The following is a 15,279-nucleotide window of genomic DNA, read 5'->3' as shown; positions in this document are numbered from 1 at the left end:
GGAATGCCGTTGAGCCCTGCCTCGCGCATGGCGTGCTGTCCGCGCACGGAGTGCTGACCCTGCAGAATCCCGGACGCGGTGTTCGCGTAGTAGATCGTATCGATGCCCTTGTCCGAGTCGCCCATCTCAGAATCTTTAATCGCGGCCTGAACCGCTTCGGCGACAAGCGATTTGATGCTGCGGTCGAGGAATTTGCCGAATGCGGTCATTCCGACCCCGGCCACCACGACGGTGCGCAGCGAAGCTTCGTCATTGGTCATCGCGCCAGCACCTCCTTGCCGATGAGCTCGCGCGCGATCACGAGCTTCTGAATTTGAGGTGTGCCGTCGCCGATCATGCACCCGGAAACATCTCGCAGCATCGCCTGCAGTGGCATCTCGTCGGACCAGCCAACTTGGCCGTGCAGCACGATGCAGTCGCGGATCGCGTTGTGCGCGACCAGCGGTCCCCACCACTTGAGCATCGCCGCCTCACTCGTGTGCGGCTGCCCCGCCATCCGAAGCCCGAGGGCGTGGTAGCCCAGCGCCCGTACCGCCGAAACGTAGGTGCTGTGTTCGGCGATCACGAACGAGACGCCCTGATTGGCCGCCAGCGGCCGGCCGAATGTCTCACGCTGTTTGGAGTATTCGATCGCCATGTCGAGCGCGCGTTGTGCGGTGCCGATATTCATCAGCGCGATCAGTGTTCGGCTCAAATCGAATTCGTGCATCACCATCGCGAATCCGCGCCCGATCTCACCGAGTACGTGGCTGTCCGGCACGAACACACCGTCAAGGAAGATCGAGCCACGACCCAATGGCTTGAAGCCGGGATCACGGATGGCCTGGGTGGTGACCGCGGGATCGTCCATATCGACGAGGAACATTCCGATGCCTTTGCCGCCCGACCCGGGTTCGGTCTGCGCGACGACGATCGCGACATCGGCGTGCACCGCCTGGGTGATCGAGGTCTTCTCACCGGAGATCCGCCATCCGGCGTCGACCCTGGTGGCCCGTGTGGAGAGATTGGCCGCGTCGGACCCAGCCCCCGGTTCGGTGAGTGCGAGGCAGATGACGGCCTCGCCGGCGATACCGCGGCTGACCCACCGCTCGCGAACTTCGTCGCTGCCGTGTGCGGCGAGCAGGGCATTGCTGACATTTGCCGCGAACGCCAGGTAGGCGATCGCGGGGTCGGCATAGGCGAGTTCTTCAACAGCGATGCCGACAGCCAGCACGTCGCCGCCCTGGCCGCCCGCCGATTCGCTGATCAGGAGTCCGAGCAGCCCCGCGGCGCCCAGTTCACCGAACTCGGTGGTCGGGAACTTCTCGCTCTGCGACCGGGCAAGCATCGAGTCGGCGTAGCGTGATCGGGCCAGCGTCCGGACCGACTGTCGGAAGGCGAGGTGGTCCTCGCTGAGGGTGAAAGGCACGGTCGTATCCACGGCTGGTTCTCCTATCGGCCCGGGTAGACGGGGGTGCGCCGGGCGGCGAACGCCGCGATCCCCTCGGCGAAGTCGTCCGAGCGGCACTGCTCGCCAAGGGCCTGCTGCTCGGCGGCAAGTGCGTCCCGAAGAGACTGATCGGGTGCGTCGTTGATCAGGCGCTTCATTTGACGGAGCCCCAGCGGGCTCTTGTCGGCAAAGGTGGTGGCGAGTTCGGATAGCCGGGTCTCGAGCTCCCCCGGCTCGACGATCTCGCTGACCAGTCCCGCGAGCACCGGCGACGACGGGGGAAAGTGACCACCGGTAAAGGCCAGGTATTTCGCCATCTGCGTCCCTACGACCCGCGCCAGTCGAACCGAGCCACCGGCGCCGGGAATCAGTCCGTAGTTCGCGTGCGCATCACCGATGCGTGCTGCTGTCGAAGCCACGACGATGTCGCTCGCGAGTAGTAGTTCGAGTCCGCCGGCCAGCGCCAACCCGTTGACCCCCGCGATCACCGGTTGTGCAAGCGCGGCAAGCCGCTCGATGGTCCGACCGGCGTAGGCGACGAATTCGACGACCTGGCTCGGATCGACCTCGCCCGCCGCATTGGCGAGAGCCTTCAGGTCAGCGCCCGCGCAGAATGCCCGGCCGGTACCCGTCAACACGACCACCCGGACGGATTCGTCGGCCTCTATCTCGTCCAGCGCGAGGTTCAGTTCGTCCAGCAGGTCTGTGCTGATGGCGTTCATCGCCGCCGGACGTTGCAGCCGTAGCCAAACGGCGGTTCCCTCACGGTGTTTCGCGAGGGTGGGCGATGGCGCCGTGGCGGTGCTCTGGCTGTCGGTCATGTCAGTGCACTGCCCTTTCCAGACCCGCCCAGTAGGTGGCGCGAAGCACCTTCTTGTCGACCTTTCCGACCGACGTCACGGGTAGCTGGTCGACCACCTCGATCGACTTCGGAGCGTGGTGCGGGCCTTTTCGGGCTCTGACGCTGGCGATCAACGCGTCGGTGTCCGGTGTGGCGCCGGGCCGGGGCACCACGAAGGCCTTGACCGCCTCACCCCACTTCGGATCGGGTACCCCGATCACCGCGACCATCGACACCGACGGATCGTCGGCCAGCACGTCTTCGATCTCGCGGGGATAGATGTTGAAGCCACCCGAGATCACCATGTCCTTCTTGCGGTCCACGATGTGGAAGAAGCCGGCATCGCTGCGGTAGGCCATGTCCCCGGTTCGAAGCCAGCCGTTGCGCAGCACCTCGGCGGTCTCGGCCGGGCGCTTCCAGTAGCCCGACATCACCGAACGTGACCGCACGCAGATTTCGCCGACCGTTCCGTCCGGCACCGTCTGCCCGTCCTCGTCGAGCACCTCGACGAGCGCCCCGGCGACCGCGCGACCACAGGAGGTCCGGTTCGCCGGGTCGTGTTCGGACGGCAGCAGGCAAGTGGCCATGCCGACGCACTCGGTCTGCCCGTACCCCTGCAACAGGATCGGGCCGAACGCCTCTTGTGCGTCGTCGATGCGCGCGGGCGACATCGGGGACGCACCGTAGACGACGGTCTCCAATGAGCTCAGGTCGAACCGGTCCAGGCCACCCTGATCGAGCAGCGCGTAGAGCAGGGTGGGGATCGTGAACACGTAGTTGATGCGATGGGTTTGCACCGCCGCAAGCCACTGCTCGGCGTTGAAGCCCGCCTGCAAAACGACGGTGCCGCCGCGCAGCAGCGTGGGAAGGATGGGCAGGACACCGGCGTGGGTGATCGGGGTCGCGATCAGGGTCCGCGGGTCCAACGGCAGTCGGTGGGAGGCGATCAGCGTGAACGCCTGCTGGACCATCGCGCGATGGGAGATCATCGCGGCCTTGGGCCGCCCGGTGGTGCCCCCCGTGTACTGCAGCCAGGCAATGTCTTCTTCCTCGGCATCACCGCGGGTGAGCGCCTCCGGTTTCTCCTGGGTGCACAACGCCAGCAGGTCCTCGCCGACGGCGGCCGGGCCCAGCGTGAGCAGATGCTTGACGCTGGCGGCCCGGGCGAGAATCTCGGCGCCGATGTCGGCGAACTTGGGATGCACGACCAAGATGTCGATCTCGGCGTCCTCGCACAGCTGGACATGGTCGTCGACAGATCCCAGCGGGTGCAGCCCGGTGTACATCGCGCCGCTGAGGTAAGCCGCGGCCTGCACCAGCCAGACGTCGGGGGAATTGACGCTGAGCGCACCGATGCAGCTGCCCTTGGTGCTGCCCTTGCCTTCCAGTACCGCGCGTATCCGACTTGTTCTGTCGGCCGCCTCGGCGTAGGAAACCGAGTCGTCCCCCTGGATGAACGCCGCACGCTCGGGGTGGCGGGTGAGTGCTTCGACGATCAACGCCGAGTATGAGATACCGCTCTGTGGCTCCGTCATGATGTCCTCTCGGATGGGGGTGGTCTCAGCTAGGCGTTGGGCAGCCGGGCACCGGCGTCGATCGACAGCGTCGTGGCGTTGAGGTATCTGTTCTCGATGATGTGCATGACCAGTGACGCGAACTCACCGGGTTCACCCAGTCGCGACGGATTGAGCACCGCACCGCTAAGAGCCTGAACCGCCCTGGGGTCGATGCCGGCGAAGATGCCGGTGTCGAACAGACCGGGCGCGATGGTCACCACGCGAATGCCGTAGTGAGCCAGGTCGCGAGCCGCGGGAAGCATCAGGCCGATCAGGCCGGCTTTGCTCGCGCTGTAGGCCGCCTGGCCTTTCTGACCCTCGAACGCGGCGCCGGACGAGACGTTGATGATGACCCCGCGTTCACCATCAAGCCCCGGGTCGTTCGCGGTCATCAGCCCGGCGCACTGCCGCATGACGTCGAAGGCGCCCACCAGATTCACATCGATGACCCGCTGAAATTGCTCGATATCGAGCGGACCGCTCTTGCCAAACACCTTCCCGGGGTTGGGAATTCCGGCGGCGTTGATGCAAACGTCGACCCGGCCAAAGGTCTCGAAAACTTCGGCGATCGCCGCGGTGACGCAGGCACGGTCGGCCACATCGACCGTCACCGGGATGGTTGTTGCGCCGGCCTGTTCGACAACCGACCGCGCCGCCTCGGCGTTGCGGTCCAAAACCGCCACCCGCGCTCCCGCCTTCGCTAGGGCCAGGGCAGTGGCTCGACCCAAACCCGACGCGGCGCCGGTCACCACTGCAACGTGATCAACGATGTCCACTGCTTACCGATCCTTCCGTCGCGACTGCGGTCGCGGCTGCCTTTCTAAACCAGTCAGATGTGACTGGTTTTAAGGTAACAGCAAAACCACTCCAGGTCAACGATCGGACCGCCCTTTCTTTAACCGCCATGCGCGACCTCGGCTGCTGACAACGCGCCAAGTCAAGGTTGCGGGATCGGCACGCAAGCCTGAGGGATGCACTGTCCTGGTGAACAGCTGATCGGCATACGAGGAGCTCCTTCGCGAGGCGAACAAGACAGCCTCTCGCCGCGTCCCCCTGGCGCCCCTTGCCGCCTCACACCCGGCATTGACCAAACAGCCGATCCCTGCTTAACTAGACATAAATCTAGTCAGATCTGACTGGTTTGCAAAGGAGCCGGTCGAAGTGGACATCTCGAATCGAGCAGCTGCCGTCAACGGGTGGGAATCGCTGGACGGACCGATCAACTTGGTGCGGTGGCGATGAACGCAGCGCAGCTGTTGATGCGTGGTGGGTTCGAGACGGGCGAGGACGGCTCGCCGTTTGAGGTGGTTGCGCAGGAGCCGATGTATCGGCTGCGCCCGTTCTTCCCGAATGCCGACAGCAGCGGACGGCCAGCGGTGACCCTCGTCCCGCCGATGATGTTCGTGGCCGACGTGTATGACGTGTCGTCTTCTTCGTCGGCGGTGCGCGTGCTGCATGACCACCCACGACGTTGTCGGGCTCGGTGAGGAGAAGGCGAATGACCGAGACACTGCGTGCTCGCACGAGCGTCGTCGCCGCGCTGGACCGCGTGCACGCCAGGCGGCTACTCCAGCGCGTGGGAATCCTCGACGAGCCGCCCGGCCCGGTCGGTTCGGACACCCCCGAGGTCGCCCAGCTCCTCAGCGAACCGTGGTTCGACGAGCGGCTGCGCGAGGCCGCGGACAAGCTCGAGCGCGATCACCACGGCGTCCGAACCGAGGCGGCCGGCTACCTGCGCGAAATGTCGGCGGCCCAGGACGAGCGGCCGATGGAGGCCTGGCACCGGTTCGGCCATTGGATGGCGCGTGCCTACGACGTCTTCGTCGATGATGACGCCATCGCCAAGCTGCGCGAGCTCGACCGGAGGTGCACGCTCGTCGTGCTGCCGTCGCACCGCTCGTATCTCGACGCCTGGGTGGTACCCGATGCTCTGATGGGTCGGGGGATCTCACCGACGTTCACCTTCGGCGGAGCCAACCTCAACTTCTTTCCGGTCGGCACTTTCGCGAGTCACACCGGCATCATCTTCATCCGGCGGCGGACAGCCGACCTACCGGTATACCGGATTGCCCTGCGCGCCTACATCGGGCAGCTGGTCCGTAACCGGAAGAACCTCAGCTGGTCCATCGAGGGCGGCCGCACCCGCACCGGCAAGCTTCGCCCGCCGATGTACGGCATCCTGCGTTACGTCGTCGACGCGGTGGAGGCTGTCCAGGGCCCTGAGGTCCAAATTGTCCCGGTGTCGATCGTGTACGACCAGTTGCACGAGGTGTCGTTGATGACCACCGAGGCCCGGGGCGGGGCCAAGGCGCCGGAGGACCTCCGCTGGCTGGTGCGGCTCGCCCGGCAGCAAAGGCATCGGCTCGGCAGGGCATACCTCGACATCGGCGAGCCCTTGCCGTTGCGCCGGCGGCTGACCGAGCTGCGGTCCGACGCCACGGCCAGCGGGCACGAGATCGAAAGGATCGCGGTAGACGTCTCCCACCGGATAAATCGGGCGACCCCGGTCACCGCGACCGCCGTTGTCAACCTCGCCCTGCTCGGTGCCGACCGAGCGCTGACCCTCGCCGAGCTGTTGGCCACCGTCCGCCCGCTCGCCGACTACATCAGCAAGCGCAACTGGCCGGTGGCAGGCGCCGCGCAGCTCGCCGACCGCTCGACCATCCGGCGAACGTTGCAGGAGCTGGTCGCATCCGGAGTGCTGACCAGCTATGACGGCGGCACCGAGCCGGTGTGGCGGATCCGCGGCGAGCAGCACCTGGTGGCCGCGTTCTACCGCAACACCGCGATCCACATGCTGGTCGACCGGGCTATCGCCGAAGTGGCGCTGCAGGCCGCCGCCGACGGCGACGGGGACGCCCAGGGCGCGGTACTCGACGAGGCGTTACGGCTACGCGAGCTGCTCAAGTTCGAGTTCTTCTTCTCTGCCCGCAGCGCCTTCGAGTCCGAGCTGGCCATCGAGCTCCGCCTCATCGGGGCCGCGGTCGACGACACAGCGAAGGCCTGCACTCCGGCCGACGCCGATCGCCTGCTGCGCGAGACCGACCTGCTGCTCGCGCACCTGGTGCTGCGACCGTACCTGGATGCCTACCACATCGTGGCCGACCGGCTTGCCGCGCACGACGAGGACGACTTCGACGAGCAGCGTTTCCTCGCCGAGTGCCTGCGGGTGGGCAAGCAGTGGCAACTTCAAGGGCGCATCGCCAGCGCCGAGTCGGTGTCGCTCGAGCTGTACAAGACCGCACTGCGGCTCGCCCGGCATCGCGACCTGGTGGACGGCTCCGCTCCGGTGCTAGACAAGCAGAGGCGGGAATTCGCCGAGCAGATCGCGACCACCACGCGGCGGGTCAAGCAGATCGCCGAGTTGGCTCGGGCGGCGCAGCGATGAGCCGCCCGGAGCAGGTTGACGACGTCATCCAAGGCGTGCTGAACGGCCCGAGCGGCCCGCGGATCGGGGCATTCTTCGATCTGGACGGCACTCTGGTGGAGGGCTACACCGCCCGCGCCCTCTACGCGGATCGGTTCAAGCGTGGCGATATCGGCGCGCGGGAGTTCCTGCACACGCTGTTCGCCGCGGTCGAGGGGACGCTCGGCGGCGATCTGACCAAGCTTGGCGACGTGAGCATCGCCGGCCTGCGCGGCCAGAGCGAGGACACCATGCTTGAGCTCGGCGAGCGGGCGTTCGTGCAGAAGATCGCCCGGACAATCCGCCCGCAGGCCCGCGAGCTGGTGCGGGCTCACCTGCGGATGGGCCACACGGTGGCGGTGGCGTCGTCGGCGACCTGGTTCCAGATCGAGCCGATCGCCCGCGACCTCAGCATCCCGAACGTGCTGTGCACCCAGCTCGAGACCGTGAACGGCATACTCACCGGCGAGCTGGACGGCCCGGTGTTGTTCGGCGAGCCGAAGGCAGCAACCGTGCGCAGGTTCGCCAAGCAGAACCACGTACAGCTCAAAACGAGCCACGGCTACGCCAACGGTGCGGAAGACGTGCCGTTCCTGTCGTCGGTGGGCAACCCAAACGCCCTCAACCCGCATCCGGGCCTTGCCGCCGTGGCGCGGGCGCAGGGCTGGCCGATCCTGAACCTGCGCGAACCACGCAAGGCCGGGTTGCGGGCCTACCTTGGGACGGCAGCGGCTATGGCCGGCTTGAACGTCGGCATGGGATTCGGGCTCGCCGTCGGTGCACTCAACCGTGACGCCCAATTCGGCCGCAACATCGGCATCCCGCTGGCCTTTGACGCCGCGCTGGCGCTGGCCGGTGTGAGGCTGGACGTTACGGGTGAGGAGAACCTCTGGAATGCCCGGCCCGCGGTGTTCGTCGGCAACCACCAGAGCTCGCTCGACGGGTTCGTGGTCGGCTCCCTGCTGCGCCGCGACTTCACCGTGGTCGGTAAGAAGGAAGCCCGCTACGACCCGCGGATACTGATCGGCGGGGTGTTGATCGATCCGACGTACATCGACCGGTCCAACCTGGAGTCGGCCAAGAAGGACCTGGGCGCCCTCGTCGAGCGGATCAAGGGCGGCATGTCGGTGGCGATCATGCCGGAAGGCACCCGGACCGCGACACCACAGCTGCAGCGGTTCAAGAAGGGCGCCTTCCATCTGGCGATGCAGGCCGGGGTGCCGATCGTGCCGATCGTGCTGCGCAATGGAGGCGAGCTGATGTGGCGCCGCTCGATGATCATCAATCCCGGCACGGTACAGGTCGCTGTGCTCGATCCGATCCCGACCGTCAACTGGTCGGCCGACACCATCGACGTGCACGTCGGGCAGGTTCGCGAGCTCTTCGCGACGACCTTGGACTCGTGGCCGGGAGGTGCGAGATGATGGTGAGGCAGCTCAGCGTCGCGGTCCGCGACCTGCGACAGCCGGCGTCGGGACACGAACTACACGGCGAAGCGGGGAGTGATGAGTCCTGATCTGAGCAACCAGCAGGCGTGGGCAGCGGCGGCCGGCTGGGGTCGCGAGACCCGGATGAACGAGATGGAAGCGTTGATGTGGCGGTCCGAACGGCACCCGCGGCTGTCATCGACCATCCTGGCGCTGATGGTGCTCGACCAGCCGCCAGACTGGAATCGCCTGGTCGCAGCCCATGAGTGGGGCTCCGAACTGATTCCGCGCCTCCGGGACCGGGTGCTGGAGCCCGTGCTCCCCGTCGGCCCGCCCGGCTGGGTTCCGGACGATCACTTCCAGCTCGACTATCACCTGCGTCGCACCCGGCTACCAGGCGCGGGCACGATGGACGCCCTGCTCACGTTCACCTCGTCGTTCGCGCTGTCTCCACTGGACCGCGAGCGGCCGCTGTGGGAGGCGGTGCTGGTCGAGGGTCTCGACGACGGCAAGGCCGCGTACGTACTGAAGATGCATCACTCGCTGACCGACGGTCTCGGCAGCATCCAGCTGCTGTCCTTGGTGCAGAGCAGGACTCCCGAGCACACCGAGGACAAACCGCGTCCCGAGCCCTGTGCACACGCCCACGTGGATTCCGATTCGGTACAGCTGGCCGTCGACGAGCTCGGCGAGCAGGTCCGCCGGATCCCCAGAGTCGCGGAGCAGGCGCTGCGGGTCGGCAGGAGCATGCTCACCAACCCCGGCCGGGCCACCTCAGAGGCGATCCGGCACGTGGCTTCGATGCGCCGCGTGCTGTCGACCGGGCCCGCGAAACCATCCCCGTTGTTGGGCAAGCGCACCGGGCGGCTCTGGGGGTACGGGGTGCTGGAGTGCGAACTGAACGGACTCAAGGCTGCGGCCAGGGCCGCGGGCGGCTCGGTGAACGATGCCTTCGTCGCCGCGCTGCTCGGCGGCATGCGCCGCTACCACGACCTGCACGGCATCCAGATCGACACCCTGCCGATGGGGATGCCGGTGTCGCTGCGCAAGAGCGATGACCCGATGGGCGGCAACAAGTTCGCCGGGGCACTGTTCGCCGCGCCCGTCGGGATCGAAGATCCCGCTGAACGCATCGCCGTAATCCGGGGTCTGGTGCTGTCGGTGCGCACCGAGCCCGCGCTGGACTCGGTCGCCTTGCTGGCACCGGTCGTCAATCGGCTGCCTTCGGCGGTCGGGGCCGCCATGCAGCGGCTCGGTATGTCGGTGGACATGATCGCGTCGAACGTTCCCGGCTCGCCGTACCAGACCTACATCGCCGGGGCCAAGGTCGAACGGATGTACCCGTTGGGCCCACTGCCCGGGGTCGCGGTCGCGGTCGCGATGGTCTCGCACGTCGGGACCTGCTGCCTGGGGTTCAATATCGACGGCTCGGCGGTCAAGGACCACGATGTGCTGATGCGCTGCTTCGCCGACGGACTGGACGAGGTGCTTCAGGTGGGCCGTGTGGCGGGAGAAGAACAGTGACCGCCCATGTCGAAGGCCGGTTCATCGGCGCGGCGGGCAAGCAGATCTACTGGCAGGGTTGGCTGCCCGACGGCGACCCCGCCGGCGTCGTCGTGCTGGTCCACGGCTACGCCGAGCACAGCGGGCGCTACCTACACGTCGCGCAGCGGCTGGTGTCTGCCGGTTATGCCTCCTACGCCGTGGACCACTTCGGGCACGGGAAGTCGGAAGGACCGCGGGCCAACGTCAACCGGATGTCCGAGGTCGTCGCCGACATCGACCGCGTAGTCCGGATCGCCGCGGCGCAGCACCCCCGGTCTCCCGGTGTTCCTGGTCGGTCACAGCATGGGTGGGTTGCTCACCCTCGACTATGTGACCAAGACGTCGACCGGCAGCCGGTACGCGCTGACCGGGGTCGCCGTTTCCGCGGCGGCGATCGACATCTCGATCGTTTCCGGGCCCGAGCGGCTGCTCGCGAAGGTGCTGTCCAAGTTTGTTCCGAACCTGGCTGTCACCCCGTTGGACTCGACAATGGTCAGCCGCGACGCGCAAGTGGTTGCCGACTACGACAGCGACCCGCTGAATTATCACGGCCGGATCAAGGCACGCACCGGCGCCGAAACCATCGCTACCGCTGAGAAGGTGAGGGCCCGACTGACCGAGATCGATCTTCCGATCCTGATCATGCACGGCAGTGACGACAAAGGAGCTGCGGTTTCGGGGTCGAAACTGCTCGCCGAGAAAGCGTCGTCGAAGGACGTCACGCTCAAGCTCTACGACGGCCTCTATCACGAGGTCTTCAACGAGCCGGAGCGCGACATCGTCCTTGGCGACCTCGTGGACTGGCTCAAGGCTCGCACGTAACGGCCAGTTAGACATCCGGTTAGGGAATGAGCGCAGCGCCGCCCGCAACGGCGTGACGCGGCTTGGTCGGCAAACGGCGCCGTACATGCAACGGATTTCCGTCTACCCGGTGGAGAACATGTCGGGCCGACCGTCGTCGACCACCAGCGCCCCGACAAAATGCCGCTGTCACCGATACGACACGAACCACCTCACCGGAGCGGCGTCCTCGAACCGCAATCCCCCATACATCCGCCAACGGCAGTCGAGCCCGGTCACCCGTCGAGGTCACATACCCGACCCCAAACCCCATCACCACGTCCGGCCTAGCGGTGGCCGTGGACACCTTGTCTCGCGCCTGCGTTGCACGCAAGCCGCGGCTCTTCACCGGACGAAGCGGCTAAGGGCACTTCAACCCGCTTCTCCAAAATAAGTCAGAGCTGACTAAATTTATGTCTGGTTAAACAGGGATCGGCCGTTCGGTCAATACCCTGGGTTGCGCCTACGACTACCAATATGCTCGTGCCACCCGATGTGTTTAGGCTGGGGCGTAGGCACCCGGTATTGATTCGCGGTCGGAAAGCGATGAGGAGACGAAGATGAGCCATGTGGTGCGGTCATGGGCCGCGGCTGCTGGGGCGGTGATGGCGCTGGTTTCGGCTCCTGTGGCCATCATGACGATCGTGTCGCCCGCGGTGAGCCGGGCCGACGTTTGCGCAGACGCGGGGGGTCGACACGTTGACGTTGGTGGGTGCACCGACCCCGGCGCGGCGGTATATGCGGCGCCTCCGCCGGCAGACGTTCCGCCTCCGCCGGCAGACGTTCCGCCACCGCCGGCATACGTTCCGCCTCCGCCGCCACCAGCCCCCGATGGCACCGCATGTGCTGATGTGGGTGGCCGGCACGTCAGCGTCGGCGGTTGCACCTAGCCAACGCTCGGCCGGGGGAGCTTCGTTGAGGCTTGGCTTTTCTGAATGTTGGCTGTAGTTCGAGCGCGGGCAAGCTACACGGACAACAGATTCGCGTTGTAGCCGGGCCTGAAGAATCTTTCGGTGCCGTGGAACAGGAAAGGATGGTGCTGCGATCAATGCGCAATTCAGCGGCGCCGGACCGTCGACGAGGAAGGCTGTTCTTGTAGCGCCAAATCCTAATGCATGCGTGCCATAGCGGTGGCCGACGATGCTACGTCGTAAGCAGGCGTGTTGGTAATGGCGCCCTCTCGACTTTTTTATATTTCACGAGTGCCGTACCACCAGCGCCGACTTTCATCAGTGTATCTCGCCCAACCGATAACCATATTCTTCGGCGCCGATTCCACGGGTGCCATCGTCGAGGAGGAAATCGAAGTAAGCTGAGTGCACCACGTAGCTATCGAGATAACAGGGTAGTGAGGTACGTCGCGTTCCGGTCAGGTGGTATTGGCGGCCTTGGGGATCACAGGCAGTGATGTTTACACTGATCGGCCTATCCTCGCCATCCAGTGTCTTATTGAATTGCATGCCGGAGAGCGGCAGCAGCCGCTCGCCGTCCCACAACCAGGGAATCTGAACCAGACCTTTTTCTTGCTGTGCCTGGATCAGACCAAATGCGCGGCCGTCGTCCATCAACACCCAGGCCAGGTCGTACCAGATCATACTTTCCCACTGGCGTGTGCCGACCGAATGATCACGGGGCCCCATGCCAGCGAGATCAAAGCGTTCGTCACGGTATTTCATACTGCCGCTAATGCGGCCCATCTGCTCAATATGCATGTCGGAAAGCCCCGCGACGCCCCCCGGCAGGTGCAGGCCGATCGAGTCGGCCGGTTCATGCACTCCCTCCCATTCAAAATTGAACTGAAGCGGCGCTGTCGGATCGTCAAAGCTGATCTGGAAGCGATGCTTGTCGAGCGACAGCGCACGGATTTCAAAGCCACCGGCGCGAATTCCTGACTGCATGTCGCCTCCTGGGAGCGGCAGGTGTTCAAGATGGCGGTGGTAGAGCGGTTTGCCCTTGCGGCTCATGGCGACCATGACGCTGCAGGTGCCCCTGTTGGCTGCCAGACCGATGCGGGTTATGCAGCACAGTTTCTGCCGTGAGTCGATGAAGTAGAAAACCCAGCTTTCGCTCCAGTTGGGTGCATCACTGTCCGGGGTGTGGCGTTGGTCGTCGGCGGCGGTGAGTGTCATGAGTTTGCCCCCTATTAAAGTGTGGCGCCCGCGGCTTTGAATAGCGTCCGCATGCGATCTTCTTGCACCGCCAGGATGCCCGTGAACGGTTTGAATTCCTCTGCTGACATGCGACGACCGAAGACGTGAAGGACCAGCAAGGTGCAGAACGCGCCTTTGGCCAGGTGGTATTCCCAATGCTGCAAACTGCGTCCAGAGGCACGCTCGTAGGCGCTCAGCCAGTCGGCATCGCTCGGCATGTCGGCAATGTTGTTAGCACCGCCAAGAATGCGGGCGAAGGAATGCACGCCCATCAGCCAGCCCAGGTCGGACTCGGGAGCGGTGATGCGTGCCGTTTCCCAGTCGAGCACAACGACGAGTTTGCCATCAGCGAACAACATGTTTGAGGGCTGGTAGTCGCCATGATTGAGTACCGGGTTAGTTACTCTTGGCGCCTTCTCGTGCAGCCAGCGTTCGTAGCCGCAAAGACTGTCGGCAATCTCGGCCGAAGCGAAACGCAGGGCGTCGGTGTAGAAAGTGATTTCCTTGCCGATCGAGTTCTCGGGTGCGCTACCACCTAGCAAAGTATCGAGACCGGCGGCCCGCCAGCCGAGGGCATGGATTTTTGCCAAGGTCTCCATCATGTCGGCGATCAGCGCCTGCCGGGTGGCCGCATCGGCCTCGGCCATCGGCCCCTGCGCATAGTAGTACTGTCGCGGAGCCACGCCGACGGCACGGCGCATGATGTAGCCCGGTGTGCCGAGCAGGCTGCCGTCGTGGTCCAGGCACAGGGGGCGAGCTACCTTGACACTGGCATCGGCCAGCGCGTGCTGCACGCGGAACTGCGCCCCCATGTCGTAGCGGTTCATCAGTCCGTCGGCCGGCTGATAACGCAGCACCAGGTCATGCTGGCGTTCCCCGCTTCCATCGTCGAAGCGGGCGCTGAAGAGGAGGTTGCCGCTGGAGGCACCAACATCGGGTCGAACCAACGACCCTGTCAACGTAACCTCGCCGCGAGCGACGCCGGCCCGCAGCAAGGCGGCGATCCGGGTCTTCCAGAGTTCGTCGTCTGCGCCGCCGGCAATGCCTGCACGGGTTTTGGCGACAAGCTGCTCGTAAGTATGTTCTTCGCTCATGGTGCAGTCCTCTCTTGACCGGGATTGGGGATGCTTGCCTGCCAATTCACTAACCGCCTGAACTAGCGCGGAGGCAACAACTTGGCACTCGGCTCAGTCGCCTCGGGCTCGCTCTTGGTAGGCAACGCTTCCGACGACCTCACCCGTCGCGGGGTTGTGCACGACGACTGCCTCGCCGGCCGACGACGACAGTTGATCGATACTCACGAGGTGCTCCCCGGTTGGTGGATGGCCACTGGTGTCGGTGGTGCTGTGACGGCTTCCGGCTGGTCGTTCCAGCCGGTATGGGCGTTGGCGAATCGCCCGATTTGCCGCAGCGCGGCGCGCGTCTCGGGAAGCCAGGTCTGCTGATGCCAGGCGTGGGGGGCCAATGGGTGGACGTCGAGCCGGACGAGTACCCCGGCCGCTCGCGCGCGCTCGGTGGCCCGCACCGAGTCGTCACGCAATACCTCGGTGTCGCCGGTCTGGAATAGCAGCGGTGGCAAGCCGGCGAAGTTGCCGAACAGGGGCGAAATCAGGGGGTCTGTCGCGTCTACGTCCGGTCGGTACCACCGTTGGAAGAAGTCCAGCCCACGCGCCCCCAGCGCGACATCGCGGCGCGCATTGGTGCGGATAGAGGGGCTGGTCCAGGAGAAGTCGAAGCCGCCGCTCATCATGATCGCCCCTGCCGGCATCGGGAGGGAGGCGTCGCGGGCCCGCTGCAACGTGACCAGGGTCGCGTTGGCGCCGGCCGATTCGCCCGCGATCATCAACTGACCCGGCTCTTGCCCGGCGTCAAGTAATGCCTCATAGGCGCGCAGACAATCGTCGATGGCCGCCGGAAACGGGTGCTCGGGAGCCAACCGGTAAGCCGGCACGACAACCCGGGCCCGCAGGTCATTCGCCAGCCGGGAGAGAAATCCGGTGTAGGCACTGCGCGCGTACACCATGAATCCACCACCGTGCAGATACAGCACGGCGCGTCCCTGCTGCGCGTGTTTAGGGTGGAATT

Annotated in this window: 13 protein-coding genes and 2 pseudogenes; 7 read left to right on the top strand and 8 right to left on the bottom strand. The window is 65.5% G+C overall.

The window, feature by feature from the left end; genetic code table 11:
• The 5 genes and pseudogenes from ACLQI9_RS10710 to ACLQI9_RS10690 form a co-directional block, all read right to left on the bottom strand.
• A pseudogene (locus ACLQI9_RS10710) lies at positions 1-260 on the bottom strand (hypothetical protein); the annotation flags it as partial.
• The gene (locus ACLQI9_RS10705; protein ID WP_442375927.1) at positions 257-1,420 is read right to left on the bottom strand and encodes an acyl-CoA dehydrogenase family protein; all 1,164 of its coding nucleotides are present in this window, start codon (positions 1,418-1,420) and stop codon (positions 257-259) included. The pseudogene ACLQI9_RS10710 and the gene ACLQI9_RS10705, both read right to left, overlap by 4 nt.
• Positions 1,421-1,431: 11 nt before the next feature.
• Complete coding sequence (locus ACLQI9_RS10700) at positions 1,432-2,250, bottom strand: enoyl-CoA hydratase/isomerase family protein (RefSeq protein ID WP_442391663.1); 819 nt, start codon at positions 2,248-2,250, stop codon at positions 1,432-1,434.
• 1 nt (position 2,251) lies between these two features.
• A complete protein-coding gene (locus ACLQI9_RS10695) occupies positions 2,252-3,805 on the bottom strand; it encodes an AMP-binding protein (RefSeq protein WP_442375929.1) in 1,554 nt (517 codons plus the stop codon).
• Positions 3,806-3,834: 29 nt separating this feature from the next.
• Positions 3,835-4,602 (bottom strand): SDR family NAD(P)-dependent oxidoreductase, encoded by a 768-nt coding sequence (locus ACLQI9_RS10690; RefSeq protein ID WP_442375930.1) that lies wholly within the window; start codon positions 4,600-4,602, stop codon positions 3,835-3,837.
• A 420-nt stretch (positions 4,603-5,022) separates the two neighbouring features.
• Here ACLQI9_RS10690 and ACLQI9_RS10685 point away from each other — a divergent pair, with 420 nt between their 5' ends.
• From ACLQI9_RS10685 to ACLQI9_RS10655, 7 genes and pseudogenes are all read left to right on the top strand, one after another.
• The gene (locus ACLQI9_RS10685; RefSeq protein ID WP_442391662.1) at positions 5,023-5,313 is read left to right on the top strand and encodes a hypothetical protein; all 291 of its coding nucleotides are present in this window, start codon (positions 5,023-5,025) and stop codon (positions 5,311-5,313) included.
• 11 nt (positions 5,314-5,324) lie between these two features.
• On the top strand, positions 5,325-7,214 hold the full coding sequence (locus tag ACLQI9_RS10680; protein WP_442391661.1) for a lysophospholipid acyltransferase: 1,890 nt from the start codon (positions 5,325-5,327) through the stop codon (positions 7,212-7,214).
• Positions 7,211-8,656 carry an HAD-IB family hydrolase gene (locus ACLQI9_RS10675; protein WP_442391660.1) on the top strand — a complete coding sequence of 482 codons (1,446 nt, stop codon included), beginning with the start codon at positions 7,211-7,213 and terminating at the stop codon, positions 8,654-8,656. The genes ACLQI9_RS10680 and ACLQI9_RS10675 overlap by 4 nt, the downstream gene beginning before the upstream one ends.
• 81 nt (positions 8,657-8,737) lie before the next feature.
• Positions 8,738-10,183, top strand: coding sequence for a wax ester/triacylglycerol synthase domain-containing protein (locus tag ACLQI9_RS10670; protein ID WP_442391659.1), 1,446 nt, complete (start codon positions 8,738-8,740; stop codon positions 10,181-10,183).
• Positions 10,180-10,425, top strand: a pseudogene (locus ACLQI9_RS10665) (alpha/beta hydrolase); the annotation flags it as partial. The gene ACLQI9_RS10670 and the pseudogene ACLQI9_RS10665, both read left to right, overlap by 4 nt.
• Before the next feature lie 61 nt (positions 10,426-10,486).
• Positions 10,487-11,026: a serine aminopeptidase domain-containing protein gene (locus ACLQI9_RS10660; protein WP_442391658.1), complete on the top strand. Its 540-nt coding sequence runs from the start codon at positions 10,487-10,489 to the stop codon at positions 11,024-11,026.
• A gap of 578 nt (positions 11,027-11,604) precedes the next feature.
• Positions 11,605-11,934, top strand: coding sequence for a hypothetical protein (locus ACLQI9_RS10655; protein WP_442391657.1), 330 nt, complete (start codon positions 11,605-11,607; stop codon positions 11,932-11,934).
• Positions 11,935-12,273: 339 nt separating this feature from the next.
• Here the strand turns inward: ACLQI9_RS10655 and ACLQI9_RS10650 are convergent, their stop codons facing one another.
• The 3 genes from ACLQI9_RS10650 to ACLQI9_RS10640 all read right to left on the bottom strand — a co-directional run.
• Positions 12,274-13,173, bottom strand: a complete 900-nt coding sequence (locus tag ACLQI9_RS10650; protein WP_442391656.1) for a DUF7065 domain-containing protein — start codon at positions 13,171-13,173, stop codon at positions 12,274-12,276.
• Between the two features lie 14 nt (positions 13,174-13,187).
• Positions 13,188-14,288, bottom strand: a complete 1,101-nt coding sequence (locus ACLQI9_RS10645; protein WP_442391655.1) for a phosphotransferase family protein — start codon at positions 14,286-14,288, stop codon at positions 13,188-13,190.
• Between the two features lie 203 nt (positions 14,289-14,491).
• A partial coding sequence (locus tag ACLQI9_RS10640; RefSeq protein WP_442391654.1) for an alpha/beta hydrolase occupies positions 14,492-15,279 on the bottom strand: 788 nt, incomplete at its 5' end.

The organism is Mycobacterium sp. (genome assembly GCF_052143115.1).
In the GTDB taxonomy this organism is placed as follows: Bacteria; Actinomycetota; Actinomycetes; order Mycobacteriales; family Mycobacteriaceae; genus Mycobacterium.
The sequence above is the reverse complement of the archived record's forward strand: the minus strand, read 5'-3'. Positions and strand labels throughout refer to the sequence as shown.